This window comes from Chitinophaga agrisoli (assembly GCF_008386695.1).
Taxonomy (GTDB): Bacteria; Bacteroidota; Bacteroidia; order Chitinophagales; family Chitinophagaceae; genus Chitinophaga; species Chitinophaga agrisoli.
The window spans coordinates 641,017-664,521 of record NZ_VUOC01000002.1 but is presented as its reverse complement, the minus strand read 5'-3'; the positions used below and the strand labels follow the sequence as shown (position 1 = coordinate 664,521).

Sequence of the window (23,505 nt, the reverse complement as noted above, 5' to 3'; positions counted from 1 at the left end):
TCTTAGATTAGCATAGCCGGAACATGATGTAATAGAACAAATATAATCATTCCGGATGTTATCTGGGTGTTAACCTTGTACGTAGCCTTCCAGGTAGCGGAACCGCTCTGTAAGCTCCCCATCCTTTACGATCGTGGCATTGGCGATGACCTCGCTATGCTCCTGGAGGAGGTCTTCAAAGACATATTTCATCAGCTGGTCGCCAAAGTACTGGGAGGCGTCCCTGGGCAGCTCATTAGGCAGGTTGCTCACACACATCATATCTACGGAGCCGGGCTGGTAGGGGGCGGTGCGCTCCCGGCTGATGCGGTCTACGCCATATACGGGTTCCTCGATGGTAGAATCGCCCAGGTTGCAGGGGATGGAGCCGTTGGTATCGTCTGTAATGTCTGCGATCACCTGTATGCGGAAATTGTCCTTGGCCAGGTCATTCCAGGTGAACAGGGGAGCAATGCCTTCTTCCCAGTAGATACCGTTCATCAGGATATCGCTGGCCGTTACATACGGAAGGAAGCGGCATTCATAGGCCTCCGGTTGGGTATGGAAATCGTCGCGGCTATAGGTCTTGTCCTTCCGGCGCAGGTACAACTCGCCGGCCTTTAGCTGGGTATAAACGGGGTAGGCATAGCTGTTGATCAGGAACTCCTCCGGCGGAATGTATTTAATGCCCAGCATGCCCATTACTTCGAGTATGCCCGCCGCCACCCGGCCTGAACCGGTAGCCACTATCTTCAGGGGTGGCAGTTTAATGCCAAAATAATGTTTGATGAGGTCCTGCAGGTCGTGGCAGGTATGGACCGGCCGGTAGTTAAACAGGCCGGTTCTTTTACCATAGGCCAGCAGGCCGTTATGGGCGCCCACTACGCCGGCAAAAAAGCCAAAGCCCAGGATCCGCTGGCCGTCTTCATGTACCAGGCATTCATAATCCACCAGGGTGATGTTATGGTCGATGATATGCTGCAGCATGGCCTGGTTATGCGGCTGCTCCTTTTTGGTATGGGAAAAGAACAGGTAGGTTTTGCCGGGCATGAGCTTATCTTTTGGTACTTCCTTAATGCCCATCAGGATCTGGCAGTGGGAAAGATCCTCTGAAAGGGGGATGCCGGCCTCCGTATATTCGCTATCCGTAAAGCAACGGTGGGGGGAAGGCTGCACGGTAATACGCACCTGCGGATAATGCTGCAGGATCCACTGGCACTGCAGGGGCGTAAAGGCGGCACGGTTATCATGGGGAAGTTTTTCTTCCCGTATGAGGCCTATATGAATGTGTTGCATGTTTCAATTTACATCATTCGGCCTTATGAACGGCTTTTGATACGGAAATAAGATTTTTTACACATCGGGAAATGACTCTTTCTTTTTTGAGAACAGATCGTTAACTTTATTAGGGCATGAACTACTTTGAACTTTTTGGAATCCACGTTACACTGCAGGTTGATGTTTCCCTGCTACAGCGCCGGTATAATGAACTGAGCCGGCAATACCACCCTGATACGCATACGAAGTCCGGCGATACCGCCGTGGCGGAGCAATGGACCGTGCTGGACCAGGCTTTCCTGGTGCTTAGCGATGAGCTCCAGTTGCTGCGGCATGTGCTGGAGATCAAAGGCGAGCTGGCGGCAGCGGAGGGGTATCGACTGTCATCCCTGTTTATGATGGAGATGCAGGATATTCATGAACGGCTGCTGGAGCTGGAGTATAATCCCACGGAAGAGGCGATAGCGGAGGCTTACCAGGATGTAGTGGCTATGGAGCAGGAGCTGCGTAGCCGGGTGGCGCCTATACTGGCGGGGTATGATGATGAGCATGTATCTCAGGGGGCTATGGACAAGTTGAAAGAGTATTATTTCAGGCGAAAATATTTATTGCAGATTCGGGAGAAGTTATCTACATTTGCATCCCGCAATTGAAGGGATGGCTTGTTCCCTGAGATGTAAAGCGGATTGCCCAGATGGCGGAACTGGTAGACGCGCTAGACTCAAAATCTGGTTATCGCAAGGTAGTGCAGGTTCGATTCCTGTTCTGGGCACGATATGAAGCCCGTAAATGCTTGAAAGTTCAGTATTTACGGGCTTTTTCTTATATTGCCGGTGTCAGTTAATAACGCTTTTTATTACATTTTACCGCCAAAAACGGCGAACAAACGGCGAACACCATGGCGAACATCACAATCTCATCTAAAACCTCAAGGGATAAGGCTAAGGTATGGTATTATCTCGAATGGGGCAAAGGCGCTGGCCAAAGAAAGGCATCAGGCATTTATACGTGGGCTAAACCCAAAGACTCTACGCAGAAGCAATTTAATAAGGACGCGCTGGCAATCTTGGAAACTAAGCGGTCGCAAATGACTTTAGACCTGCAGGCGATCGCATCCGGTCATGTGCCTGCTCATAAATTAAAAAGTAACTTCTTTGATTATTTTCAGGCGTTTGTAAGCGCTAATGAGCGGCCGGGCAACCGCAGCCTCTCTTGCTGTCTGGAGGCTTTCAAGAAATTTCACGGTAAGGCACACATAAGCGCAGGAGAGATCACAGAGAACCTTTGCGAGAGATTCCGAAGCTACCTGCTAGATAACCTTAACGGAGAAACGCCAGCCGATTACTTTATGAGATTCAAGCGAGTAATGAAAGCAGCCACGAAGGAAGGGTATTTTAGGATTAATCCGGCAGCAGATGTAAAGACCAAGGCGCACCCTAGCGGGCAAAAGGATATTCTGGAGGCATCAGAATATATTAAGCTGATGAAGTTCCCTTGCTCCAATCAGGAAGTGAAAAAAGCCGCTATATTTTCATTATATACCGGTCTGAGGTGGTGTGATGTGGAGCCGCTTGAATGGGTTGATGTAAAAGAAAATAGTATCCTCCTAAAAGCGCAGAAGAAAACCGGGTTTCGGGTAGAAGTGCCACTTCACGAAAATGCAAAGCTAGCAATCGGAGAACGGAGTAAAGGAAGGGTATTTAATCTGCCAACGGCAGACGGGGCGAATAAATCATTGAAGGAATGGGTAAAGAAGGCGGGAATAGCCAAGCACATAACTTGGCATTCTCTCCGGCACTCTATGTCTGTTCTGCTCCAAGATGCCGGGGTAGACGTAGCTACGGTAGCCGGGCTGCTGGGACATACAACTACGAAATACGTTCACAAAACATACCAACGGTATAAGAAAAAATCAGGGGAGGAGGCGATAAAAAACCTCCCCTCATAATCTGATCTTATTTGCTGCTTCTAATATTCGGGATGGCTTGCCGCTCATCATGTCGTCCAGGTCGTCCCGCTTAAAGTATCCGGCGGCGTTCTTGTGGATTCCGAACTCCTCGCACTTCTTTTGGAATCTGGTCCGTTCCAAATTGGTATAAATATATGCCTCTTCGGGCTTCAGGTAGGGCTTAAAGCATAATGCTATGGCCTTCATCATCGTCTTCTCTTCCTTCTGCATCACTCACAAATTTACTTTAATTTTCGCTCACAAAATCCTTGTAGTCTTGTTCACTTTTGAACTCGAAAATGTTCGTTATAACGATATCCTTGGAGGCCATCAGTCCGTCTTTAGTCGCCTGATGACGTATGAATTTATTACTTGGGAAGCCGTCCATAGGAAACCATAAAGCCCCGTATCCCTCTTTGCGCTCATTACGCGCGTTGTATGTTATTAGAAAATACCTCATACTTCACGCCCTACCGGGCCGTTTTATTTGATTTTTATGTTAACGCTATATAATGGCAAAATACCTGTCGGCATTGGCTGTTAATGCTTGGGCGATATTGAACTAGGTAATATCTTTGCATTATTAACCTTCCTATCCTATGACGAATAAAAAATCTTCACATTTTTTTAATTACCAGTCCCTTCAAATGGCGAAAAAGACAAACCAAGATATATACCCATGATTAAACCCAAATGATGATTACAATAAAATTCCCAAAGAAAGTAGCAAAGAAATGGTTTAAACGCTTTGAAAAATTCCTTCGATGCCTACTATTGATTTACTTATCTTTTTACAGCCCCGAGGTTCACAACTCACAGCCACAAATTAGCACTCCAGATCACGATACCATTTATGTTCTCCCAGAGGCGTTGAAGCGTATGCCGCGGATCGACTCACCATACCTCCCACGGCCAACCGTTATCATCATTATCCAGCAGCGGTTTTAGGTGACAGTATAAGGCCTTCCTCTGTGGCTGCGGGGCGCCACCCTGTTAGTGCTACTATCGTTTTAAGCTTTTGCTGGCTTGTCATTTCGGTTCGTTTATAGTTATTCAAATCTCCAGCCGCATTCAAGGCATTGCCGGTATTCCAGATTTTCTTCTCCCGTTTCCCACTCCGTAACGCAGTCTATGTGACGGCTCCCGCAAACCGGGCAGCTTTCCTGCAATACGTCAATGGGTGGGGTGCTTTCATCCTTCATAGGGTTACAAATTTGGGTGTTCGCGATTCATCGTTCGCTGAAATGATTTCCCGCTCTATCTTCAACCTCAGTTCTTCGACTCGTTCCGCAGGTATCAAATCATCCCCTACGGAGCATTCGCAACCTGCAGGTTCTACCCAATAGCCGGAGGTGTAGGGATGTTGTGAGTATACGAATTGTACCTTGTCGACCCCGTGAACAGCACACGTTGCATAGTAGTAATCGAACGCGGCCTCCCATTGTGAAAAATCAAAATGTTCGCTGGGGATCTTCGCTTGTTGCGGTGTGAGTATCATGTTGCATATCATTGAGTTATATTTTTATGATCAGAAACTAGCCCGCTCTTTACCAATCCCTCCTGCAAGGAGGGGGCACCAAATCCAGCGTAATTGCCAGCCTTCGCCATCCATCCGTCATGATGTCCTGCTCCGTAGTCCTCTGCCGACCATTCCAGTGACAGTACAGCTATAGGCATCACCATTTCTATCATGTACGCGAGTTGCTTTTTGTAGTAGCTGGTCGTCCATGACGGGTTAGATCCGTGCTTGGTCTCCATCTTTTTCGCGAACTGGTACGTTTTCGGGTAAAGTGCTGCGGCTATCGTCTCTGCCCGATATCTTATATTTTGTTCGTATGTCATTATCTGCCGGGAGCGTTGCCCGGTACGGTTACTGCTTTATAATCCTGCTTGCCAGCGCGGTTATTTGTTTGATAATTTGTTGGTTATGCTTCTGCGCATTGATGGGGATCGGCTCCTCTATAATGCATAGCTTACATATTTTTATTGCCACCTCCTTTCTGTAGACACCCGCTTCAGTTACATGTTCAGTATATCCGCAGGAATGCTCTCTATAATACCATCCAGCCTTGATGATGTAGCAGTACTTAACCTTCGCGTCCTGCTCAACTTTATTAATTCGGCTTATCCGGCTGCGTTCGTGTCGTTTCATAGTCAATATTTAAAATCTGTCCAGTGAACCAATTGCCCGTCAAAGTCCTCGTTGAACCAGGTCCAGAAAGCAGCTAAGTGAGGGAACCCATCATTGTGGGCGAGGGTAACAGCTTCGTCCATATTCAGCAGTCGTCCGTCTACATATATCTTGGAGCCGTTCATCTCCTCTGCTGGCCTGATCTGGATGGTTTGCGTTGACCGGCACATCTGCAGATCAGGATAGCCCCTGTTGAACTGGTTGTAGTCTTCTGTTCGGACACCGGTTGCCATCTGAATGGTTGCCCCTGCACGCCAGCGATTACCGCTCCGGATGGTGTGAATCTTCTTGCCGGTCAGTATCTTATCGACAAACCCGGTAGGCTCCTTTGTTTTCGGGTTGATTTGAGAAAATGCGAGTATCATATTAGTGTTTCGTTTGTTCGGATCTCATGTGTGAGATATCCAGTGTCATCAAATCTATTTTCTGACAGATGTTTTTCTCCCGGCAGATAATGAAAGCGGGTAGCCCCAATAGCATAGCGTCTGCACGAATGTGGTGTCCATCCCTGAAAGGGAGGTCTAATTTACCTCCCGGGCATCTGGAGCTGAATTCTCCGCTGCCACCGTCTGATGTAGTTCGGCTCATTGGGATGAATAGAAGAATTTTCCCTGATACGTCCCCATAGTGCCGGTATACCAACCCATACACCCATTCGATACTGTACCAGTCATCCGGTGAAACCCTGTTCATCCTCATTTCAAGGCGAGGGTATGGCATTTGCTGGGGAAACTCATCGTTTGTAAACGGTTGATGAATTTGCCAAGCAGTCCGGGTAAGATCATACTGGCGCTTTACATCCTCAATTTCTTGTTCAAGCACTTCGTTTTTCTCTTCCAGTTCAGAAATGGTCTGATTTAATCTTTCTTCCAGTGTCATATTACAGATTGCAGTTTTTAAGACAAGGGAGGGGTCGGCCTCCCTTTTAATTATTCGTGTTCGTACTCCTCTTTTTCGATAGTACCGTCTCGGTTGATCGTCACCTTTACGTGATTCCCGAAAAGGGCCAGGTAAAAATCATCAGGAATTTCAGACAAAGCAGAACGAATGTCGTCAACAGCCCTCTCCAATTGGCTAGGCTCCCTGTCTTTTCTGCTGTAGGATAGTTCGTATCCTTCCAGATCATATAGGTCTTGCCCATTCACCTCAAGATCATCATTGTGGACCCCAAATGTGCATTCATCTCCGTCATTAAAATAAGGGGTATACTGAGTCCATGAGATGCTTTTAATTTGATCGCACTGGAGTAACAGGGGCTGAATAATGCCCGGGAATTCCTTTTGTAATTCGGCCACATATGCCTTCTTTTTCTCTTCGAACTCCGCAAGGGACTGCTTGATCTTGTCCAAAATTTCCATGTTAGTCTATATTTGATTGTGAAAAATCTCGTTTAGCCTTGTATAGCTTTTTGCAGGATTCCGGCACACTGCGGCCGTTTTGCATCCAGTCCTTAAACTCCATTTCTTGAATAAAGTCCTGAGGGGTTGGAATGAATTTCTGTCGGTAGTCTTCCAAGATATGTTGCTCACATATATCCTTAACTGATACGATCTTCCCGTCTGAGTTTGTCATTACATGCCCGAATATTGGCAGCATTACCTCCTGAATCCAAAACATTGTGTGAGTCAATACCCTGTGCCGGTTGTCCGGGAAATACCCTTTGCTACAGTCCATCTTCGCATGGATTTCCATGTAGTCGTCCATCACTCCGCCGTATTTTTTGGCAGACGAAATAGCATGTATGTGTGGCGCACTCATATTAATATTTATTGTTTCTTGAAAGTTTATGCCCATTATCCACGGCCCATTGATTTTTATTCTCTATTTCTCCGTTACAGTAGAAGCAGGAGGCCTCCCAAAACCTTTCATCCATCAGGAGGGCAGTGGTCGCCTTGCCTTTCTTGTGGTTTATACACTGCGCCTTACCAGTGCATCCAGGAAGCTTTATTTCGCAATCCTTGCCCTTCCAGAACGGCCGGGATTTCTTCGCGTACACCCTGTTGATCTTCTCCCGCTTCTTGCTGAAGGGCCGGATCTTCGTGGGCTTCTTCTTCGCCTGCGGCGTAGCAGTGCCGTTCTTCAGTGCGCGGCGGTATTCCAGGTAACTGCTCACGGCTAAACCGTTATTAATTGAAATTCAATGCGAGGATTGGCCTTATCCAGGAACTTCCTTACAAACAACCCTACAGCCTTATTGTCGTTCTTTATCGCCTTGACCCGCTGAAGGCAGTCCAACACCACTTTTAGGCTGTTATCTAGGTCTGCTCGCTGGTTGGGGTAGTATACGTCTAAGTGCAGTTCAAAGTATCCGTCAATGCCCGCATCCCGGTAATGGTTACACTGTATGTAAAAATCCTTCTCATACCGGGCAAGTGCCGGTCTCTTAGCCAGGGATGCATGCCCGTTGATTGTAATGATCCGGTAAGAATTGCTTTTGCTGGGTACCGTTCCGTATATCGTCTGTTTCATTCCTCCGTTTTTAATTTTTTCTCATCAATACGATCCATCCGGCAGATCATCTGGCAGACGTACCGGGTTTTCAGGTCAACTCGTACCAGCTCATCAAGCGGTAACTTGAAGTGGTCCGATATTCTAATTAGCACCTCCAATGGCGCCCGCGCCCGTTCTTCGATATAGGAATTGATAGAAGCCTCGTTAGTCTCCGCTACCTCTGCTAGTCGTTTCCGCGTGTAACCATTGGACCTGCGAAGGAATTGCAGATTGGCCGATATTGTTTTGTTTATATTGGGCTCCATAGCTTCGCCTCCTCTCGTTTTCTCCTGGCGCGTTCCTTAATCCCGGGGTTAATACAGTCTTTGCAGTTGTACTGGTACCCGTCCGGGCATTTCTCATTTCGGTGGAATTCAGACAGCGTCTTACTCTTCCCGCACTTCTTGCAACACTTAAAATGGTTCATCATCTTCTTTTTCTGATTCGTAATAATTTTTAGGCAGGGGCTTGAATCTGTTCTGTTCTGCTGGATCGTAAAACCTCATTTTCTCCCCGTCAAACCCCAGGTCAATGACTATATTTGCCTGCCCGTTTCTCCACTTGGCAATTATCAATTCAGCCATGCACTCTGTACTTTCTCCCTGTTCATTGGTCTGTATACCTGCCATCCAGGGCCGGTGCAGTAGGAGGGTTCCATCTGCATCTTGTTCAAGACTCCCGGATTCACGGAGATCTGCCAGGCGCGGGCGCTTGTCATTCCGCTTTTCAGATTCACGGTTCAACTGGCAAAGCACGATAATTGGTATGCTGTACTCCATGGCCAAGATTTTCAAACCCCTAGATATCTTCGCGACCTCCTGCTCCCTGTTATTGCTTTTGGCAGAAGGATCAGCGTCCATCAGCTGCAGGTAGTCGATAAAAAGCACATCCAATTGTCCCCGGTGTTTCAGCTGAATTACTTTGGCCTTTATGTCGGTTAAGTTAACTTGCGTTTTATCGCTAATTTTGATAGGCAAATTTGCCAGTTCTCCCATCTGATGGTATAATCTATCACTCGCCTGCTGATCTTCGATTTTTGCCCTGAATATGCGCCAAAACTCTATATCGCTTTCCATGCTGGCCAAACGCGCCCCAATCTGTATGTCCGGCATTTCTAAACTAACTACTCCTACGTGCTTACCGGCTTGAGCCGCCTTTATCACCATCTTGCCCAATAGGGCAGATTTCCCGACAGATGGCCGTGCTCCGATAATGTACATGCCGCCCTCTGCCCATCCGCCGGTATACTGATCCAGTGTTTTAAAGCCGGTTGTAACTCCGATCATGTCCTTGCCCCTTACGTTGTCCATGTGCTGCATTAACTTCACCAGTACCGCGCTCATGTCCTGCCAGTTGTCTGTAGATTTTTTGAACATGAGTTGATTCAGTTCCTGCTGCAGCCGGGAAATCTCGGCCCCTGTATCGGCCTCCTTGCTTAGTCCGGATTGGGTAATCCGTATGAGTTCCCTTTCTATGTACATTTCGCGCAGAATAATCGCGTATCGTTCAAGGTTCGCCGTAGATACCACGTCCCGGGATATCAGTATCAGGTAATAGCCGGTGTTGGCGTCGTCCAGTCTTTGAATGCCCTTTTCTCTGCTCAGGTACGACAGGACCAGCGACATATCATTGACAGGTACTGATTTATCCCACATTTCCTTGAAGGCGTCGAATACTATTCGGTTTGCATCATGGTAAAAAACGTGCCCGTCCAGCAGCTGTATAATCCTTCCAAATGCCGTTTGCTCCAACATACAGGCCCCTAAAAGCGTCCGCTCTATGTCCACACTGTAATGAATTCCTGCCTTGTAGAAACTACTGGTATCTGCTCGCATCTGCTTTTTTGTAAAGTGATTGTTGTTCAGGCTTATTGTTTTGCCCCTCCCTTTCTACCTTCTTCCTGATCCAGTTTTGAGAATGCACCCGGTAATCCTTTACTGTCTTCATAGTGACGGCAGTTGATTTCAGGTAAGAATTGAAGTCTTCCAGGTACTTAGGGACAGATTCAGGGGTGATCTTTAGTTGTCTGCATATATGCTCAACGTAGTACACGCGGTCCTTCAAGCAGTCAGGCATCAAATCGTCAATGTGCTTTACCGTACTGTCACCAAAAAGGGATGATGGCGACGCGGTTTCTTCTTCTTCTTCTTCTTCTTTACTTTCTTTTTTATATTCTATTTCTTCTTTAGGCACTGATCCATCACTGATGCCATCATGATTTTTCACTGATTGATCACTGATTGATCCGTGAATATTCACTGATTGATCAGTTAAAGAGTCAATAATTTTTTCTGCTATCTCCTTAATAATGTTTAAGTCATCGTAATTTGGCCTGTTTATAGTCTGGTGTTTTTTGAAGTTGGGAAGGAAGTAGAAGATATCCCCACCATATACAAACTCCTTTATAAATCCGTGCGATTTTAGTTCCCCCAGCCACTTGTCGAACGCCTGGACGGGGATATTATCGAACGGGTAGACCTTCGATTTGAGGAAAATGTGGTCCGCTACCACTATCCCCAAGTCGTCTGCAAGGTTCCAAATCCCTATAAAAGTTAACCTTGAATCCCTACTCACTTTGGCTAGTTTCCTGTCGTCCCAAAACTTTTTCCGGATCATTCTGTCTCTCGCCATACCCCTCTAAATGTTGTGATTAATAAATACATGCGTCCGCCCATCCATCAGGGCTAAATACCCCGTTCTTCTCCCAAGGAAACGGATTTCCCTCGCGGGGTGGGGTTTTCGGTTTGTCCCGGATCTCGTGAGCAGATGGCCTATGGCCGAACCTGAAGCAGCACCCTTTCCCCTTAGCGCTGGTGGCGATTTTATTGTAAAGGCCTGGTTTCGTCAGCCCTTCCTTTTCGCAAGCTTCGTGGATATCCTCATACCGGGCCACCTCGTTTCCCTCCAGGTCGCACTTTATTACTGGTTTGCCTCTCTGTCCCATTACACTAACCGTTTAATGGTATTGTAACACGCCTTAATGGCTTCGATATTTTGCTCGATATACTCTTCCATCTTGCCATGTCCGCCAAAAAGGCTCTCCAACTTTTCATTTGGTCCGCCGAAAGAAAGCCATTGATCGTCCTTGCATTCCTGCGGTGCATATAGTGCGATAAGGCTGTAGTTCCCATTATAATGCAGGCACATTGTGGCATAGGCCGTCAGTTTGTTTTCTGCTTCGAGGGAGAACCGGGAGGACATGGCCCCATATTCGTATGTAGTTGATGTCTGGGTCATAATATTTTTAGTTTGTGAATTGGTTTAAGCTGTATTCCTTGCACTTTACCTTGATTCCGTGCCTGTCCGGTACTGTTATTGTCCTGTCGTAAATTCTTATGTTGTTCCGGTTACGCAAATCGGAGATCCTTGAGTGAAGGTGCCGTATGCCATATAGGTGATCCGCCTGCAGGAGGGTTAACGTTCGTCCGGATGAAAGATGGTCGTATACCTGTTTGTTCTGTTTGCACAGCTTATCAACATTTATCGGGCTGCACGTTTCAAACTGTAATGTCAATTGCTGCATGTGTTATTGTTTAGAGGTAACAGAGTGGGGCATACCCGTTAAGCTGATTGCACCAATTATCCGGCACTCCGGATTCAAGTAGATGCAATATTCTTTTGGCGGCTCCTTCCGGGGTATTGTCAGTCGAATACCAATCTCCACTAAACACCCACTCCCATTCCAAAGTTTTTACTTTCATCCCAAAAACACGTAGCCCATAATCGTTCCACGTCTCGTAATGAAATTTTGGTATGCCAGCACTTGGCCCGTGACCCTTGGCACACCCAGCAGTGCCGCAATCAATGGCAGAGTCTTCTATTGATCTGGAGTAAGACGTGTAAAACGCCATATCAAAGTCCGTTTCCAGATTTCCCGGTAGCAAGTGTGCCGCCAGCTTGCGTAGGTTCTCTTCGTGGTAGGCGCTTAGCCCAATAACATTTGACATTAGTATAGATTATTAAGCTGTTTTGAAGTAATGTGGTTGCCCTTATGTTTTTTGTCCCGTATTACGGGGCCGGTGGGCCGGTGCTTGAAGGCTTTATCAAACTGGTCCGCGTACGCCTCGCTGTGCAGATGGGTGGTAGGGTCCAGCAGTTCGTATATCCGTTTCGTTTTCCGGATAATCATTTTAATTACTTTCCGGGTTACCTCCTTCCCGTGGTACCGGTAGGAGAAGGTGCGGCCGACTAATGTTGTCATATAGCGAGTTTTGATAATAATGATTTTACGATCAGGGTGGCAGCTGAGATTCTGGCCTTTATTTCGGTGATTAGTTCTTCATCTCTTTTTACGTCCAGTATAGCCAGGCGCAACCGGTGATCAATTACTCGGGGGTCGTAGCTAATAAAGTGGGCGAGCTCTCGGTTAGTGCAGAGAAGGTTCATTTGCGTCTGGCAGTAGTAGTCAAAATTGTCTTTTTTCAACTGCTCCTGCGTCTCCATATTGAGGAACTTGATGTGATTTCCGGAGTTGTACGGGCATTTAACCTCAACTAATGTGGTTAGGCCCACCTCTCCATCAGGTGATCCCCCAGCTACTTCATTATATAGGACAAATTTGGGCTGCCCGCTTCCGTAGTAATTAACCGGCACGTTCATTCTCTTTTCGTACTCCAGGATAGCGTCATATTCATTTGCCCATCCCCATTCTATTGCCTTGGCGGTAACCTCAGGAACTTCCCCGGTTATAACCTCAGCAACCGTCTCATAGATGTAGGTTAATGCTCCGGTGCCAAAGTATTCGTCCTTCTTTTTACCGGACTGCATTAGCTTATGAATATCGCTTGCCGTGAACTTACCAATACGTTCTGCCTTCCACGTCTCTACTGCTTGTAGTGGTGTCATTTGAATGATAGTTGTGCTTTTTTAGAGGAAAAGAGTTTCTTAAACTGTGGGTTACTCTGTAACGCCTTATATTCGGTCCATATCGCGGCAAGCGCTTCCTGCGTGGTGCAGTTGTTGAATTTTTCCTCAACTTCTGCCTTAACCTCATTTACTTGTATTTCGTCGGTGTAAATGGATTCATAGTTATCCACATCGTCCAACTTACGGTTGATGTCCCGTCCGAAAACTTTACCCAGGGTGGCGGCTGCATTTTTTAATGCCTCCGATTTGAGTTTTGGCGCGGCCAAGTAGAGAGCGTTGGGCTTCTTATTCTGCATGTCTAAAGCCCAGGAGTTACGGTCTTTATTTTTCTGTGCGGTAAGCTCTGGGGAATCCCCCTTGTCAAATTTTAGGTGGGCAGGTACGGCATCAACAGTAATTTGGACGGCAGCAGTACCAGGGCGCTCTATTTTCAGGCCAGTTATGGGGTGAATAACCCACAATACCAGGTTGCCAATAATCTCATTCCCTATCTGCGTCAGCCTTAGTTCTGTTGTACCCCACTGGCCTATGTAGATTTCGTCCAGCTTCATTTGGACAAAGGATATCGGAAGGGTCCGCGCCCGACCGTCTGGGGTTGGCTTCAATTCGTTTTCTGGCGGCGCTTCATTCAGCTTTTTCAGGAACTCTTCAGCGGACTTTAGTTTGCCAGCTGAAAAAGTTGCTTCCGTCATTAACGAACCGCCATTGATTTTAGCTATTGCGGTACTCATGTTGCTTTGTGTTTGTGGTTTATAATGTGATTTACTTTTCTGTGTTTTGTGCGGGTTTAAATCGCTTTACAGGGATTGTCTTCAGTGTCTTCCTGATGTAGCTGTCAATGAAGCCGCCAACTGTATTTCTATCGCCCACAACCTTAAAAACATTTGATCCAACTAGGGTGATCTTTCGTTTTTTAGGCCAGTAATCGAATGTGTATCGCCTCCCATTTATACAGGGAATTATTGCCCGCAACTGGTGTCCTTCGTTCATCTCTATTGCTTCCCACTCCACATTCGCAGCCACTGCGTCCCAAAATTCAGCTGTGTTTTTTTCGAGTTTCATTGTATGTGAGTTACTTAGAGAGGATAACCGGCAACGAACCGGTTGGCATTCTCTGTATCCCCTAAAATGGCAGTTCGTCCGTATTTTGTGCCTCCCATTTCTTTATCAGTTCATGGGCATCATTAACTTGCTGGCCTGTGTGGTTGAGCGGATCGTTCGTTACTTTCAGAGCGTTCTGATATTGCCATTCTTCAATCTTCCCCTTGCTCCTTTTAGAGTCTATGAATAGGCGGGCGCGGTTAATGGCTTCGTTTGGCGTATCGCCTTCTTCGAGTTCTACGGTCAGCTCAAACCGTTCGTGTTCGTAGTTGCCGGTATTCACTAACCGGGCATAAGTGACTGTCTTTACCTTCATAGTTTATTGTTGTTTTTTATTATTCAATCTCCTGTCTCTCATCTCCTGTACCTGTCTTATCTTCTCGTTCCAAAATTGTGTGTGTTTACGGCCACGTGGGCGGTAAAAGATGTAGTGTAATAGGTGGGAGAGGGTGAGCATGGCTAAACTGTTTGGTTTGTGTTTTGCTTTTCTTCCAGGCGCTGGAGGCGTTCAATCTCTGCACATATCAGGGCACCAGCTTTCACCAGTTCCCGAATACGATTGTCCGGCGTGGGCTTCCAGTACTCCCTCTTCCATGGCCATTTGGGTGGTGCATAATCTCCGTTCTTTATCCCGGGCAGGGCATCGTGATTTCTGGCGTACGAGGCAGCGGCATAAGCCAATTCTCCATTGGTGTGCTGGTCATCATGCGCTGGGGTATACCCCTCATCGAATGCCTGCCGGATTCGTTCTTCGTTAATAAGTGTAATTGCCGGTTTCATATTTTTTCAACATCTGTTACGTTTTCAATCTCCCCACAACAGTATATAGCTGATGCGGAGTATTCATTTCCGTGTTCGTCCGTGGCCCGAACTTCTACTTCTTTTGTGTAGCTGTCAATGCTGGCCATGAATTGATGCAGTTCCCATTTGAGAGTTGCTGCTAAGTGTTCTATTGATTCGTCTGGCATATCAAACGGTTTGTGGTTCAGAAATAATGTCTTCGATCTGCACGGTCATGGGCGGTTGTACTTCACGGAAGTAGGTTCTATCCCACGAGTTGGGTAAGCCATCCGAACAGAGAGCCGGGTATTCTTCAAACTCCAGATAAAGCCCGTCACCTTGGAATCCGGATACTACCGTTTGGTCGCCGTACCGTGGCCCCGTGGACGTCTCCTTTGTCTCCACATACTCCCATGTGCCGTCCATTAAGCAGATAACGATTGATCCTTTTTGCATATAAAAAGTGTTAAAGTGATCTGTTTAAAACCAGGCCGGCCGTCAAAACCGTACCTCTAGGGTTAACCGGCCTGGTTCCTGTCCGTTGAATGATTGTTACTCTGCTGCAGGCGTTTCAGTGCTTACAGGTGTTTCTTCCTGTACATCTGCTGTCTGCGCGTTCGGATCGTCGTGCATTTGTGTTTCGCGGTAATTGTTCATTTAAATGGTTGTAACTACGAATGATTAAAGCGGGTTCTTCCCGTATATCCCCCATTATGGCCCAGGGAGAGGCGTTTTAAAAACAACTATCGTAATACATCGGGGCCGTGCCGCGAATCTGCGTAGCTTTTCTACGATTCTTGGCACCCCCTGGAGCCAGATGCAGGACTCGAACCCGCAACCCCCGGAGTACAAAACCGGCGCTCTACCAATTGAGCTAATCTGGCTGGTTAAAGAGTCTTCGTTCGATTGTATTGCTTTGCAATCACACTCTTAAAGACCCTGCATACACGTTCTATGGCTGGATTCCAACCAGCCCACCCCGTCCTTTAAACCGACTGCAAGACTTTGGGGCGTTGGCAACTTCCATGTACCTATCGGTCCTCGTGAACAGGGCAGGGCTTGCACCTGCATTGTAATCCGGCTCAGCCGCTGCCGTTTCCATCCGCCCAGCTCAACCGCTTGAGTTTCGGGAGCACATGACGAGCGTCCAACATTCCGTCACCTGTTCATTTAAAAGGTTAAAATCTACGGTTGCGTAGACACGCATCCGTTTTCATTTATTATCCCTATACCTATACATTTGCTACCGCCTCCGGCTCCGCCCCGGAGTCCTCACTAATCGCGTACACAAATCAGCGGTAGTTCACCCTATAACCACAAGCGATATGGAATGAGTTGTGCCGGTTCGGTCAGAAAGCGTCCCGAGTATCACGGGGTATATTCTTATCCGGCTAACCTCCTACACCGGCACAATATGTTGATTCAAAGAACTTCGATTAAGTGCCACCGGTAGAAACGGGCGGCGTGTAAATCCCATGTTATGAAAACCAAAACAATCACTATTCCACTGTGCCACGTTAATACCTGCTATGCAGAGCGCAGTAGATCACCACTGCGATCAATAATATCGTTAACACCGCGCCGGAAATCAAAAGGAATAGGTCGTTTGTCTTGCTGTTCATCCGGATTGATGTATATTTCGATCTTTTCATTTTTATCAAGGAATTCGTTAATAATTTCTTGTCTCTTTGCCAGGGATGAGTAATTTCTATCTGCCACCTGTTTCCCGTCAACCTCTATTCTTATCCTTCCTGCCATACAGTATTCTAATTATTTGAAAACACATTACTATCAGAGACATTATGAAGAGGTGTGGAATCATTTAGGAAGCTCTGGATTATCATAGATGTTCCCAATTACTATCCATTCGTAGTGCTCGTATACGAATGAGCTCAATGGCTGTACCCGTTCCATCATTGATACTCCCCTTATTGATTCAGGGATGGAGACAACGAATGCACCGGGTATGCATTTGACTTGTGATATCCAGTCCACGTATTTAGTTGCCTTCAATATGTCGCCTTCGTATATGTCCACTCCGTTTTTGTCCTGGAGGCCTGTAAACTGCATAAGTATGCATCTACCATGTAAGTAGGCGGCCTCTCTGTGCCCTTCTGCGCCTACTTCCAATATCATTTTCGGGGTTCCATCTGCTGATAGATAAAAATTATCATCTTCAGAATATTCAGGAAGATGCATCTTGCGCTCGTCCCATAACCGAAATTTTATCTCTCTGTTCATCGTTTCAGTTTTTTATGTTATTATAACCCAATGAAGTCTTTATACTCGTCCTCGTCCTTGTAAAGCGGCTCGTCGCGCCTTTTAGGATTGAGATAAAGAAGGAAGAAAACGAAGGCAGCAAGTACAGCGCCAAGGCCGAATAGTATAATACGAGTGAGCATATAGATCTTTTTTTCATGGTTAGGAGATTAGTTAGCCCCAACAGGAAGTTGTTCAATTATTTTGGTGTAGGTGACCTGTGGTGACTCGATTTGGTCAAGGGGAACAAAGGCCTTTCTTTGAAACCACATGTTTTGATCATTGTCCCCATAAAATCCGCCACAGGCTGTGCATTCCATTCCGGAACGCGTTTGAGGGATTCCAATGTCAATCAACGGCATTTGGCAGCACGGGGCGCTCTTAAGCCCCAATATTGGATAAACTTTCCCCTTTTTAAAGCGGCCACAAGAATGATCCTGTATAGCTATCACCTTGCCGCCTACTTTATATTCTGACATTGTGAATTGTTTTGTTTGTGAGAAAATACCCGGCCGCCGTGATCAACGGCCGGTTTTGGTATCTAAACCTGTATCTGTCGTTGAAGATTTTTTGTAGTTGTCCATCTGTTTGGAAAGGGCGCTTTCGTTTGATCTAATGAATGCCTCAACTACGCCCCGCTGTCCGACTTCCCGTAACTTTGCCCACCATATAGGCCAATATTCGTAGGAGTAGTTGTCTTTACACCACTCCTGAAACATACAGGAGGGATAAGCAGCCCGGTGACAGATGCAGCGGTCGCCCCATGACTTCTTATATAGGTGGGCTACGAACATGCCCATTTCAAAGATCCAGTCTTCTACCAATATCTTGTCTTCCTTCACTGCCTGTACCTGTCTGGCAGTCTTTTGGTGCAGGGGCGCCGCGAATACGGCGATTATTTGAGCGAATAAGGGATGCAGTGTCATGGTTTTGATGTTTTGTTGTTCAGGTAATTGATAACCAGCTTTTCGGCGAGCTCCTCATCCAGGTAGTTTTCCATGTAATTGGTCAGGGTGATGTAAGGGGCCATATTCCCAAGTCTTACCTCCGCCGTATTGACGTTGTAGTCTTTTACCAATCCGATTTCCTTAAGCGCCTGTGATAGGGATGATTCAGGGAGCAATAAGCCCTTTTTATGCAGATCGTCTTTGATGAAATAGAAGACAGCCAAGGATCGATCCGCATACCAGAACTGATCTAGCTCTATGTCGTTAACAGTGTAGGTCATGGCTGTGTGTTTGTAGCTGAAAGAATAGCGTCTTTAGCGCCTGCGTACCAAGAGGGATACCAAGAGGCCGGGGCCTCGAGCAGCGTGTCCGCTGGTTTGCAGGTATTATAGTCGGCCAGGTCTTCCGCAATAGCTTCATCCGCATGTTTCACAGCCTCCATGAGTGCAGAGAGCAGGAGAGGGGCGGCACACAACAGCCGCGCATTGGCTTCATATTGACCAGAGGATGGTTTAACGAATCCTTCGGCCTCATAAGCCTTAACATCCGCTAAAATGCACCTGTTGGCGTCGCGAATCCAACTGGAAAAGGAATTAAACGCAGATATATTGCCAGCCCCGGGGACTTCCATGAGTGTATTCCAGTCGGCATCCAATGTCCACGGCCCTGGAGAATGTTTTGTTTCAATATTTTCCATATCTTCGCTTTAAGAGTTTACAATGTGATTTACTTCAAGCCAGATGTTAGCGCATCTGGCTATTTTGTTTCTTTTGATTTTTGCTCAAACTGTTCGCAGTCGCTCCAAGGGTCTTTAGGTCTGAACGGCTCTCCCTTTGCCAGCCATCCCGCCCATTTGCCCATACTACACCACCATTCATCATTTTCTACTGTTTCCTCATCCCCTGACGGCTCGTGACCGCAGTGCAGGCAATCGTCACATTTCATGACTGCTGTTTTTGAAGTTCTGCAAGAGTGGCGCGGGCAAATGATACTGCCGTCTTACCGAACGCCTCGGTAGATGAAGTCCCCCCATTATTGGCTAATCTATTGATGACGGCCAAATTATCAGAACTTGCAAGTAGTCCCTGCATTGCTGCCATTGTGAAGGCCTTAAGGTCTTGGTTCTTTATATCCTCAATAAGGTCGTCAAAATCCTTCCGTATGGTGTCCAGATCATTGGTGGACAGGTAGGAATCCAGTTCGGTATTGTCGCAGGATTCGATAGCGAAAAGGAGGTCGTTTATCGGCTTACCCATTGTTTGAAACTTTAGAGGTGTGTGAATAGATTTTCTTTGCCATTTTCAGGGAGCGGGCCTGTATCGGCTGGCCTTTGACAATGAATGTCCGGATTGTGTCGTCTTCCTTGAACGAGGATGGAACGTGTATGGCGGAAGCTTGCGCAGATTTTGACTCCGTTTTGTCTTCTTCTTCAGGACCCGATGGGCGTCCGTGGTTAATCACAATCAGCCCTGGGTCGGTCCTGTCATTCATACTGAGGAGTAGCCCTGCAATCGCTGGCATGATCAAAGCAATCTTTTTCTGCATGACTATTTGGCGACTTTAGAGGTGAACAAATCCCGCAGTCCAGGGATTATAATAACCGGTATAGCATACCGAAGGAAAGCGGCAGCAAAGAGAGCCGTAAGCGCTATAGAAGGGATTAAAGTGTAGTTCATGTGTTTGTGGTTTGTTGGTGAAGCGTTTAATTAAATTCCATCGTTTCATTCCTTGAAGCGGCCAACTTGCAGCCATTAATGAACTGCTCTGTCTTTTCTTTGACATCTCCAATGTGGCCGCCAAGATTTCCCCTCATCTTTGGCAGCAGTTCTTCTAGGTCTTTTGCGATAGCCTCACATTCAGAAGGCGATAACTCGCCATCACAGTCAGAGTGAGAGAGAAGCACACGCAAGCCGTCTTTATCCATTAGTTCTGTCGGGATGGCACCACCAAATCCTTGGTATGATGTGAGGTTGCCATATCCTGCTAATTCTGCTATGTAGTGCCGCCAGCGGCTAAATGCTGAATATGCGCCGTGCCAGGCATCGTGTGTAGTATCAAGACCCATGTTGAATTTTATTTATTTGGTGAACTGCTCGAAATATTCGAGCTAGTTGAGTTATCCGGATATTCCGGAGAGGTTAAAGCGGCGCCGAAGGTTTCGGGCCACTATGAATTCGTTATAAGGAGTTAATTAAGTACGTGTCAACCAACGGCCATAAGCCATCAGAAGGGTAGGATTCTACATGTTTTGCGTAGAGATTTCCGTATCTGTCCTTCCAAAGCGTTGTATAGGGGTAATCACCCTGAACGCTACATGCAAGGTCTCTTGGCCCTATGAAGTTGTAGAATTCGCTTTTGGTAACTTCTTTCATCTTCAGACAGTTTATAGGTGATTAAATCGCTGGTTTAAAGTGGTTGCGCAGATCTTCTATCTGCTGGTCAAGCTGGTTGATCAACCGGAAGTCCTCGATCGCCTGTGGGTAGGCGAATCCCCGCACCTTCAGCAGACCGCTGAAGAAGTCCCGTAAAGTCACCTCATCGTGCGCATCCTCGAACGTCATACCCACCAGCACCCAAGTGCCGTCCCTTTCAGTCAGCTGACCGTAGGCCAACACCTCTTCACCCCAAGGCATTATGCATTCTATTTTGAGGCCGTAGTTGCCTTCTGAGCAGTATTCTACGGTGAAAGCGTAGTCTAAAATCCGAACGGTTGTCTTGTTCATAGTGGTGAGTTATAGAGTTAAGCGGCAATTGATTGAACGGGAGCCAAATCAGCGATGAGGAGAAGAACATAATTCAGTTGATCGTCTGAAATGTCGTCAGCGGAGATGTCGCCGGTACGGTATTCGTTAGTCTCATAGTCGCAGCAGTAAACATGGGATACTATGCATATCGCGGCATCTTCTTCGTCCGTAAAGTATCGGGCAGGCACCTTTGCCTGATGGAAAGACTCCAGAAAGTCCACGATATCTTGCTTAGTGGCTATACTGCGGAGTTGGGCGCAAATTGATTCTGTGTTCATAGTGGGTGGATTGAGTGGTTAGAGTGATTGGATTTCCTTTGCGCGATTCTTCAGATGCTTCTTGGCTGCATTTACCACCTTCCTGAGAGATTCAAAGTCTGAAGACTCCCCATTCAACACAGAGTAAACCGTCCGCCTCTTCACGTCTACCTGCCGGCATATTTCGGCAATACCCCCTTGGGTTCTCTTCACCTGGTCCAGCACCCCCCGTATCTCCTGCACTTTGTCTTTAGAAAGTAAACTCATAATGATTTTGTGGTATAAGATTTGGTAATCTGTGTATCGCGTTGTACGTTTGTTGTACGATTACAGTACAATATTACAAACAAGTTTGTATAGTAACAAACATTTTGGTAACTATTTTTTAAAATAGTGTAGTTATGTTGGTAATTAGTGAGTAATGAATATTATTGTTTGTTATTTGTTTGTAGATTTGGCCCTTTGAAGAGAAGAAAGGATCGAGAGGAGCAGATATACGGTAAAAAAATGAAACCATAGATTGATTTATGAAAACGGAATTACAGGGCATGAACGCACGTGTCCATCAGTTAGTAGACCATTATGCAAAAGGTAATGTGTCGAAATTCGTACGTCTATTGAACGAGGCGGGACATGAGGTGTCCCAACAGAAGTTCAACCGTATATTCAACCTGGACCCCAGGTCCAATAAATACCCCAGCGTCCCTACGGATATTGTAAAGGCGATAACAGAAACCTTTGAAGCCGTAAGTCACGCGTGGCTTCTGAAAGGCGATGGAGCTATGCTAATAGATAGCACAGAATATGTGCAGGTGAATGTTGGTGATGAATTAAGAATAATACGAGAAACCAATGCCGTTATCCTTTCTGCTGTGGCGGAGCTACTTGCTCGTTCGACGGGTCAGGCGGTGACTGTAGTCCAGAAGCAATTGGAAGGGCTGGTAAATGAAAGGTTAAACGCTTAGTGGAAAGCACTATGAGCGGCTTAGGGGTCTTCTTGGTAACAGCTTTCTTTTTTTTCATAAACTCAGTGGTGTTAGGTTGACAATAGAAATCTATTCGGTGTTTTGTCCCGTTAATTAATGAAGATGGAGTTATGAAGGGTTAAACGGCAGTCCGGGTTTCAAAGGATCATGTTGATCACAGCGAACGGACGACTAAAATACTAAATTGTTCATTATAGCTGACGGCTATAATCCAAAATAAAACGTTTGTGTTACTCGAATAAGTATATTATAGTCGCTAAATTGAAGTGAGTATCCGCAACGTATATGCGTAGAGAAAAAATAACCAAAATACACGAAATGAAAAAACTGCTACTTATCCTTTCAATTGCTTTGTTTGCATGCTCCAAAGACTCAAATAATCCTGGCTCGTCTGGCTGCGGAAGCCACAACGGCCATCAGCTTTATAAGGGTCCTGATGGTGGATGTTATTATATGAACAGCAACGGGAATAAAACCTATGTGGATAGATCAGAATGTAATTGTTAAAAAGAAGCTATGAAACAAATCCTATTCGTCCTGCCGTTATTTCTCGCCTCCTGCTCCATCAAACCAAAAGAGGTTTCGCAGATGAGTACAGAAGCATTTACGATAGCAAAGGTGTTCGTGAAGGCCAAATTAGCTACGCCCGCGACTGCTGACTTCCCACACGTCCCCGACAGGGTAGACTACCTCGGGGATAGCCTGTTTAGAATTGTATCCTATGTAGACGCACAGAACCGGATGGGTGCGACAATACGCACCTCATACGGTGCTACGGTACATTATAAGGGCGGCGATTGGTCAAATGTGAACAACTGGGAGCTGCTTAATTTTTCGTCAAAATAATTCAACTATATGCACCCTATTTTAGAGGAGATAGACAAAACTGGGAAGTACATCAATAGCAGAAAACAAACAGTTACAATCGGCGGAGAAACGCCAATCCCGCAATGCGAGTTCCTGCAAAAGATCATTCGGGAGAATAAATTCAAATCAGCCGTAGAGGTGGGGATGGCATACGGCATTTCCTCCCTGGCAATTGCCGAGGCCCTGGCAGAAAACGCCGGCCGGCTAACTTCCATGGACCCGTTTGAGACCGGAAACTATGACAATAACGGCCTGGATCTGGTTAAACAGGGCGGCTATGAAATCGAGTTCTTTGAGGACTTTTCGCATACAGTATTACCCCGATTGGCAGCTGAAGGCCGGCGCCTGGACTTTGCATACATTGACTCCACGAAAATGATTGATTGGTTGATGACCGACTTCTTCCTGATTGACCGAATGATGGACGTGGGCGGGGTAGTTGTATTCGATGATATAACCTACCCGTCTATTCGTAAACTGGTCAGGTATCTGGCACAGATGCCGCATTACGAAGTGTACGGGCAGTTCCCATACAATAAGAGGGCATCGGCCCGTAGGAAGATACTGAAAAACTGGCTCACGTTTGGGCTAAAGGACGGTGTGACCATGAAAGACTATCGGCTGGGGATCTATGGCCGCTGTATAGCGTTAAAGAAGGTCGGGGAGGATAAGCGCTTGTACGACTGGCATGTTAGGTTTTAAGGTAATTTAACACCAATCAGCACCGCTGAGAGCCGAACAATCATGCGATAAGACCCCCATTTGCCGCTGAATATGATACTATTTTAACAATTGCCCGGAATAACCACCGG

General features: G+C 46.5%; 39 protein-coding genes and 2 tRNA genes. 6 read left to right on the top strand and 35 right to left on the bottom strand.

All coding sequences use genetic code 11. The annotated features are described in order from the left end of the window. Positions 1-69: 69 nt before the first annotated feature. Positions 70-1,275: an NAD(P)-dependent oxidoreductase gene (locus F0L74_RS10070; protein WP_149837739.1), complete on the bottom strand. Its 1,206-nt coding sequence runs from the start codon at positions 1,273-1,275 to the stop codon at positions 70-72. A 116-nt stretch (positions 1,276-1,391) separates the two neighbouring features. Between F0L74_RS10070 and F0L74_RS10065 the strand changes: the two genes are divergently transcribed. The 3 genes from F0L74_RS10065 (at position 1,392) to F0L74_RS10055 (ending at position 3,205) form a co-directional block, all read left to right on the top strand. Then, a complete protein-coding gene (locus F0L74_RS10065) occupies positions 1,392-1,910 on the top strand; it encodes a DnaJ domain-containing protein (protein WP_149837738.1) in 519 nt (172 codons plus the stop codon). A gap of 35 nt (positions 1,911-1,945) precedes the next feature. Next, a tRNA-Leu gene (locus F0L74_RS10060) sits at positions 1,946-2,029 on the top strand. Between the two features lie 126 nt (positions 2,030-2,155). After that, positions 2,156-3,205, top strand: a complete 1,050-nt coding sequence (locus tag F0L74_RS10055) for a site-specific integrase (RefSeq protein ID WP_149837737.1) — start codon at positions 2,156-2,158, stop codon at positions 3,203-3,205. Here F0L74_RS10055 and F0L74_RS10050 read toward each other — a convergent pair. The 34 genes from F0L74_RS10050 to F0L74_RS09885 all read right to left on the bottom strand — a co-directional run bounded on the left by F0L74_RS10050 (position 3,200) and on the right by F0L74_RS09885 (position 20,861). Continuing rightward, positions 3,200-3,436: a hypothetical protein gene (locus F0L74_RS10050; protein WP_149837736.1), complete on the bottom strand. Its 237-nt coding sequence runs from the start codon at positions 3,434-3,436 to the stop codon at positions 3,200-3,202. The two genes, F0L74_RS10055 and F0L74_RS10050, sit on opposite strands and share 6 nt — an antisense overlap. 1,639 nt (positions 3,437-5,075) lie before the next feature. Continuing rightward, a complete protein-coding gene (locus tag F0L74_RS10045; RefSeq protein ID WP_149837735.1) occupies positions 5,076-5,357 on the bottom strand; it encodes a hypothetical protein in 282 nt (93 codons plus the stop codon). A gap of 2 nt (positions 5,358-5,359) precedes the next feature. Continuing rightward, positions 5,360-5,761 carry a hypothetical protein gene (locus F0L74_RS10040; RefSeq protein WP_188315943.1) on the bottom strand — a complete coding sequence of 134 codons (402 nt, stop codon included), beginning with the start codon at positions 5,759-5,761 and terminating at the stop codon, positions 5,360-5,362. A 1-nt stretch (position 5,762) separates the two neighbouring features. Next, positions 5,763-6,275 (bottom strand): hypothetical protein, encoded by a 513-nt coding sequence (locus F0L74_RS10035; protein WP_149837733.1) that lies wholly within the window; start codon positions 6,273-6,275, stop codon positions 5,763-5,765. Between the two features lie 50 nt (positions 6,276-6,325). Beyond that, positions 6,326-6,754, bottom strand: coding sequence for a hypothetical protein (locus F0L74_RS10030; RefSeq protein WP_149837732.1), 429 nt, complete (start codon positions 6,752-6,754; stop codon positions 6,326-6,328). Between the two features lies 1 nt (position 6,755). Next, on the bottom strand, positions 6,756-7,154 hold the full coding sequence (locus F0L74_RS10025) for a DUF6915 family protein (RefSeq protein WP_149837731.1): 399 nt from the start codon (positions 7,152-7,154) through the stop codon (positions 6,756-6,758). A 1-nt stretch (position 7,155) separates the two neighbouring features. Next, positions 7,156-7,509: a hypothetical protein gene (locus tag F0L74_RS10020; protein ID WP_149837730.1), complete on the bottom strand. Its 354-nt coding sequence runs from the start codon at positions 7,507-7,509 to the stop codon at positions 7,156-7,158. A 2-nt stretch (positions 7,510-7,511) separates the two neighbouring features. After that, positions 7,512-7,865: a RusA family crossover junction endodeoxyribonuclease gene (locus F0L74_RS10015; protein ID WP_149837729.1), complete on the bottom strand. Its 354-nt coding sequence runs from the start codon at positions 7,863-7,865 to the stop codon at positions 7,512-7,514. After that, complete coding sequence (locus F0L74_RS34115) at positions 7,862-8,152, bottom strand: helix-turn-helix domain-containing protein (RefSeq protein WP_149837728.1); 291 nt, start codon at positions 8,150-8,152, stop codon at positions 7,862-7,864. The genes F0L74_RS10015 and F0L74_RS34115 overlap by 4 nt, the downstream gene beginning before the upstream one ends. 147 nt (positions 8,153-8,299) lie before the next feature. Beyond that, positions 8,300-9,721, bottom strand: coding sequence for a replicative DNA helicase (locus F0L74_RS10005; protein WP_149837727.1), 1,422 nt, complete (start codon positions 9,719-9,721; stop codon positions 8,300-8,302). After that, on the bottom strand, positions 9,702-10,517 hold the full coding sequence (locus F0L74_RS10000) for a DUF7833 domain-containing protein (RefSeq protein ID WP_149837726.1): 816 nt from the start codon (positions 10,515-10,517) through the stop codon (positions 9,702-9,704). Before F0L74_RS10000 ends, F0L74_RS10005 begins: the two co-directional genes overlap by 20 nt. A 312-nt stretch (positions 10,518-10,829) precedes the next feature. Further along, a complete protein-coding gene (locus F0L74_RS09995; RefSeq protein ID WP_149837725.1) occupies positions 10,830-11,123 on the bottom strand; it encodes a hypothetical protein in 294 nt (97 codons plus the stop codon). 7 nt (positions 11,124-11,130) lie between these two features. Beyond that, entirely contained in the window at positions 11,131-11,409 is a 279-nt protein-coding gene (locus F0L74_RS34110) for a helix-turn-helix domain-containing protein (RefSeq protein WP_149837724.1), read from the bottom strand. A 423-nt stretch (positions 11,410-11,832) separates the two neighbouring features. Beyond that, on the bottom strand, positions 11,833-12,087 hold the full coding sequence (locus F0L74_RS09985) for a hypothetical protein (protein ID WP_149837723.1): 255 nt from the start codon (positions 12,085-12,087) through the stop codon (positions 11,833-11,835). After that, positions 12,084-12,731, bottom strand: coding sequence for a lambda exonuclease family protein (locus F0L74_RS09980; protein ID WP_149837722.1), 648 nt, complete (start codon positions 12,729-12,731; stop codon positions 12,084-12,086). The genes F0L74_RS09985 and F0L74_RS09980 overlap by 4 nt, the downstream gene beginning before the upstream one ends. Beyond that, entirely contained in the window at positions 12,728-13,483 is a 756-nt protein-coding gene (locus F0L74_RS09975) for a hypothetical protein (RefSeq protein WP_149837721.1), read from the bottom strand. The genes F0L74_RS09980 and F0L74_RS09975 overlap by 4 nt, the downstream gene beginning before the upstream one ends. Before the next feature lie 31 nt (positions 13,484-13,514). Continuing rightward, complete coding sequence (locus F0L74_RS09970; RefSeq protein ID WP_149837720.1) at positions 13,515-13,814, bottom strand: hypothetical protein; 300 nt, start codon at positions 13,812-13,814, stop codon at positions 13,515-13,517. Positions 13,815-13,875: 61 nt separating this feature from the next. Beyond that, the gene (locus F0L74_RS09965) at positions 13,876-14,169 is read right to left on the bottom strand and encodes a hypothetical protein (RefSeq protein WP_149837719.1); all 294 of its coding nucleotides are present in this window, start codon (positions 14,167-14,169) and stop codon (positions 13,876-13,878) included. Between the two features lie 143 nt (positions 14,170-14,312). After that, the gene (locus F0L74_RS09960) at positions 14,313-14,633 is read right to left on the bottom strand and encodes a hypothetical protein (protein WP_149837718.1); all 321 of its coding nucleotides are present in this window, start codon (positions 14,631-14,633) and stop codon (positions 14,313-14,315) included. Continuing rightward, positions 14,630-14,821 (bottom strand): hypothetical protein, encoded by a 192-nt coding sequence (locus F0L74_RS09955; RefSeq protein WP_149837717.1) that lies wholly within the window; start codon positions 14,819-14,821, stop codon positions 14,630-14,632. Before F0L74_RS09955 ends, F0L74_RS09960 begins: the two co-directional genes overlap by 4 nt. A gap of 1 nt (position 14,822) precedes the next feature. Then, on the bottom strand, positions 14,823-15,089 hold the full coding sequence (locus tag F0L74_RS09950) for a hypothetical protein (protein WP_149837716.1): 267 nt from the start codon (positions 15,087-15,089) through the stop codon (positions 14,823-14,825). A gap of 352 nt (positions 15,090-15,441) precedes the next feature. Next, positions 15,442-15,517 (bottom strand) — tRNA-Thr (locus F0L74_RS09945). 643 nt (positions 15,518-16,160) lie between these two features. Continuing rightward, on the bottom strand, positions 16,161-16,391 hold the full coding sequence (locus tag F0L74_RS09940; protein WP_149837715.1) for a hypothetical protein: 231 nt from the start codon (positions 16,389-16,391) through the stop codon (positions 16,161-16,163). A 60-nt stretch (positions 16,392-16,451) separates the two neighbouring features. After that, positions 16,452-16,874: a YopX family protein gene (locus F0L74_RS09935; protein ID WP_149837714.1), complete on the bottom strand. Its 423-nt coding sequence runs from the start codon at positions 16,872-16,874 to the stop codon at positions 16,452-16,454. A gap of 188 nt (positions 16,875-17,062) precedes the next feature. Beyond that, positions 17,063-17,371, bottom strand: a complete 309-nt coding sequence (locus F0L74_RS09930) for a hypothetical protein (protein WP_149837713.1) — start codon at positions 17,369-17,371, stop codon at positions 17,063-17,065. Positions 17,372-17,413: 42 nt separating this feature from the next. After that, the gene (locus tag F0L74_RS09925; RefSeq protein WP_149837712.1) at positions 17,414-17,818 is read right to left on the bottom strand and encodes a hypothetical protein; all 405 of its coding nucleotides are present in this window, start codon (positions 17,816-17,818) and stop codon (positions 17,414-17,416) included. Further along, a complete protein-coding gene (locus tag F0L74_RS09920; RefSeq protein WP_149837711.1) occupies positions 17,815-18,120 on the bottom strand; it encodes a hypothetical protein in 306 nt (101 codons plus the stop codon). The genes F0L74_RS09925 and F0L74_RS09920 overlap by 4 nt, the downstream gene beginning before the upstream one ends. Next, positions 18,117-18,536 carry an XkdD/Y8K6 family phage-associated protein gene (locus F0L74_RS09915; protein ID WP_149837710.1) on the bottom strand — a complete coding sequence of 140 codons (420 nt, stop codon included), beginning with the start codon at positions 18,534-18,536 and terminating at the stop codon, positions 18,117-18,119. Before F0L74_RS09915 ends, F0L74_RS09920 begins: the two co-directional genes overlap by 4 nt. A gap of 59 nt (positions 18,537-18,595) precedes the next feature. After that, on the bottom strand, positions 18,596-18,784 hold the full coding sequence (locus F0L74_RS09910; RefSeq protein ID WP_149837709.1) for a hypothetical protein: 189 nt from the start codon (positions 18,782-18,784) through the stop codon (positions 18,596-18,598). Continuing rightward, the gene (locus tag F0L74_RS09905; protein ID WP_149837708.1) at positions 18,781-19,095 is read right to left on the bottom strand and encodes a hypothetical protein; all 315 of its coding nucleotides are present in this window, start codon (positions 19,093-19,095) and stop codon (positions 18,781-18,783) included. Before F0L74_RS09905 ends, F0L74_RS09910 begins: the two co-directional genes overlap by 4 nt. Further along, positions 19,088-19,384, bottom strand: a complete 297-nt coding sequence (locus F0L74_RS09900) for a hypothetical protein (protein ID WP_149837707.1) — start codon at positions 19,382-19,384, stop codon at positions 19,088-19,090. Before F0L74_RS09900 ends, F0L74_RS09905 begins: the two co-directional genes overlap by 8 nt. Positions 19,385-19,541: 157 nt before the next feature. Next, complete coding sequence (locus tag F0L74_RS09895; protein WP_149837706.1) at positions 19,542-19,904, bottom strand: hypothetical protein; 363 nt, start codon at positions 19,902-19,904, stop codon at positions 19,542-19,544. A gap of 328 nt (positions 19,905-20,232) precedes the next feature. Next, positions 20,233-20,562 (bottom strand): hypothetical protein, encoded by a 330-nt coding sequence (locus F0L74_RS09890; protein ID WP_149837705.1) that lies wholly within the window; start codon positions 20,560-20,562, stop codon positions 20,233-20,235. 17 nt (positions 20,563-20,579) lie between these two features. After that, positions 20,580-20,861 carry a hypothetical protein gene (locus F0L74_RS09885; protein ID WP_149837704.1) on the bottom strand — a complete coding sequence of 94 codons (282 nt, stop codon included), beginning with the start codon at positions 20,859-20,861 and terminating at the stop codon, positions 20,580-20,582. 506 nt (positions 20,862-21,367) lie between these two features. On the opposite strand from F0L74_RS09885, the gene F0L74_RS09880 reads away from it, so the two are divergent. The 3 genes from F0L74_RS09880 to F0L74_RS09870 all read left to right on the top strand — a co-directional run bounded on the left by F0L74_RS09880 (position 21,368) and on the right by F0L74_RS09870 (position 23,395). Continuing rightward, on the top strand, positions 21,368-21,805 hold the full coding sequence (locus F0L74_RS09880; protein WP_149837703.1) for a hypothetical protein: 438 nt from the start codon (positions 21,368-21,370) through the stop codon (positions 21,803-21,805). 537 nt (positions 21,806-22,342) lie between these two features. Beyond that, complete coding sequence (locus tag F0L74_RS09875) at positions 22,343-22,672, top strand: hypothetical protein (protein WP_149837702.1); 330 nt, start codon at positions 22,343-22,345, stop codon at positions 22,670-22,672. Positions 22,673-22,681: 9 nt separating this feature from the next. Beyond that, a complete protein-coding gene (locus F0L74_RS09870; RefSeq protein WP_149837701.1) occupies positions 22,682-23,395 on the top strand; it encodes an O-methyltransferase in 714 nt (237 codons plus the stop codon). Positions 23,396-23,505: the final 110 nt, after the last annotated feature.

Coding starts and splice junctions, on each gene's coding strand:
- F0L74_RS09910 (WP_149837709.1), bottom strand. CDS start 18,784: ATGAAATGTGACGATTGCCTGCACTGCGGTCACGAGCCGTCAGGGGAT.
- F0L74_RS09875 (WP_149837702.1), top strand. CDS start 22,343: ATGAAACAAATCCTATTCGTCCTGCCGTTATTTCTCGCCTCCTGCTCC.
- F0L74_RS09870 (WP_149837701.1), top strand. CDS start 22,682: ATGCACCCTATTTTAGAGGAGATAGACAAAACTGGGAAGTACATCAAT.
- F0L74_RS34110 (WP_149837724.1), bottom strand. CDS start 11,409: ATGCAGCAATTGACATTACAGTTTGAAACGTGCAGCCCGATAAATGTT.
- F0L74_RS10050 (WP_149837736.1), bottom strand. CDS start 3,436: ATGCAGAAGGAAGAGAAGACGATGATGAAGGCCATAGCATTATGCTTT.
- F0L74_RS09915 (WP_149837710.1), bottom strand. CDS start 18,536: ATGGAAAATATTGAAACAAAACATTCTCCAGGGCCGTGGACATTGGAT.
- F0L74_RS09950 (WP_149837716.1), bottom strand. CDS start 15,089: ATGCAAAAAGGATCAATCGTTATCTGCTTAATGGACGGCACATGGGAG.
- F0L74_RS09930 (WP_149837713.1), bottom strand. CDS start 17,371: ATGTCAGAATATAAAGTAGGCGGCAAGGTGATAGCTATACAGGATCAT.
- F0L74_RS09960 (WP_149837718.1), bottom strand. CDS start 14,633: ATGAAACCGGCAATTACACTTATTAACGAAGAACGAATCCGGCAGGCA.
- F0L74_RS10055 (WP_149837737.1), top strand. CDS start 2,156: ATGGCGAACATCACAATCTCATCTAAAACCTCAAGGGATAAGGCTAAG.
- F0L74_RS09955 (WP_149837717.1), bottom strand. CDS start 14,821: ATGCCAGACGAATCAATAGAACACTTAGCAGCAACTCTCAAATGGGAA.
- F0L74_RS09940 (WP_149837715.1), bottom strand. CDS start 16,391: ATGGCAGGAAGGATAAGAATAGAGGTTGACGGGAAACAGGTGGCAGAT.
- F0L74_RS09935 (WP_149837714.1), bottom strand. CDS start 16,874: ATGAACAGAGAGATAAAATTTCGGTTATGGGACGAGCGCAAGATGCAT.
- F0L74_RS10040 (WP_188315943.1), bottom strand. CDS start 5,761: ATGATACTCGCATTTTCTCAAATCAACCCGAAAACAAAGGAGCCTACC.
- F0L74_RS10065 (WP_149837738.1), top strand. CDS start 1,392: ATGAACTACTTTGAACTTTTTGGAATCCACGTTACACTGCAGGTTGAT.
- F0L74_RS10015 (WP_149837729.1), bottom strand. CDS start 7,865: ATGAAACAGACGATATACGGAACGGTACCCAGCAAAAGCAATTCTTAC.
- F0L74_RS10045 (WP_149837735.1), bottom strand. CDS start 5,357: ATGAAACGACACGAACGCAGCCGGATAAGCCGAATTAATAAAGTTGAG.
- F0L74_RS09905 (WP_149837708.1), bottom strand. CDS start 19,095: ATGGGTAAGCCGATAAACGACCTCCTTTTCGCTATCGAATCCTGCGAC.
- F0L74_RS09900 (WP_149837707.1), bottom strand. CDS start 19,384: ATGCAGAAAAAGATTGCTTTGATCATGCCAGCGATTGCAGGGCTACTC.
- F0L74_RS09895 (WP_149837706.1), bottom strand. CDS start 19,904: ATGGGTCTTGATACTACACACGATGCCTGGCACGGCGCATATTCAGCA.
- F0L74_RS09965 (WP_149837719.1), bottom strand. CDS start 14,169: ATGAAGGTAAAGACAGTCACTTATGCCCGGTTAGTGAATACCGGCAAC.
- F0L74_RS09920 (WP_149837711.1), bottom strand. CDS start 18,120: ATGACCTACACTGTTAACGACATAGAGCTAGATCAGTTCTGGTATGCG.
- F0L74_RS10005 (WP_149837727.1), bottom strand. CDS start 9,721: ATGCGAGCAGATACCAGTAGTTTCTACAAGGCAGGAATTCATTACAGT.
- F0L74_RS09980 (WP_149837722.1), bottom strand. CDS start 12,731: ATGACACCACTACAAGCAGTAGAGACGTGGAAGGCAGAACGTATTGGT.
- F0L74_RS34115 (WP_149837728.1), bottom strand. CDS start 8,152: ATGGAGCCCAATATAAACAAAACAATATCGGCCAATCTGCAATTCCTT.
- F0L74_RS09880 (WP_149837703.1), top strand. CDS start 21,368: ATGAAAACGGAATTACAGGGCATGAACGCACGTGTCCATCAGTTAGTA.
- F0L74_RS09995 (WP_149837725.1), bottom strand. CDS start 11,123: ATGACCCAGACATCAACTACATACGAATATGGGGCCATGTCCTCCCGG.
- F0L74_RS09885 (WP_149837704.1), bottom strand. CDS start 20,861: ATGAACACAGAATCAATTTGCGCCCAACTCCGCAGTATAGCCACTAAG.
- F0L74_RS10025 (WP_149837731.1), bottom strand. CDS start 7,154: ATGAGTGCGCCACACATACATGCTATTTCGTCTGCCAAAAAATACGGC.
- F0L74_RS09890 (WP_149837705.1), bottom strand. CDS start 20,562: ATGAACAAGACAACCGTTCGGATTTTAGACTACGCTTTCACCGTAGAA.
- F0L74_RS10070 (WP_149837739.1), bottom strand. CDS start 1,275: ATGCAACACATTCATATAGGCCTCATACGGGAAGAAAAACTTCCCCAT.
- F0L74_RS10000 (WP_149837726.1), bottom strand. CDS start 10,517: ATGGCGAGAGACAGAATGATCCGGAAAAAGTTTTGGGACGACAGGAAA.
- F0L74_RS09985 (WP_149837723.1), bottom strand. CDS start 12,087: ATGACAACATTAGTCGGCCGCACCTTCTCCTACCGGTACCACGGGAAG.
- F0L74_RS09975 (WP_149837721.1), bottom strand. CDS start 13,483: ATGAGTACCGCAATAGCTAAAATCAATGGCGGTTCGTTAATGACGGAA.
- F0L74_RS09970 (WP_149837720.1), bottom strand. CDS start 13,814: ATGAAACTCGAAAAAAACACAGCTGAATTTTGGGACGCAGTGGCTGCG.
- F0L74_RS09925 (WP_149837712.1), bottom strand. CDS start 17,818: ATGACACTGCATCCCTTATTCGCTCAAATAATCGCCGTATTCGCGGCG.
- F0L74_RS10030 (WP_149837732.1), bottom strand. CDS start 6,754: ATGGAAATTTTGGACAAGATCAAGCAGTCCCTTGCGGAGTTCGAAGAG.
- F0L74_RS10035 (WP_149837733.1), bottom strand. CDS start 6,275: ATGACACTGGAAGAAAGATTAAATCAGACCATTTCTGAACTGGAAGAG.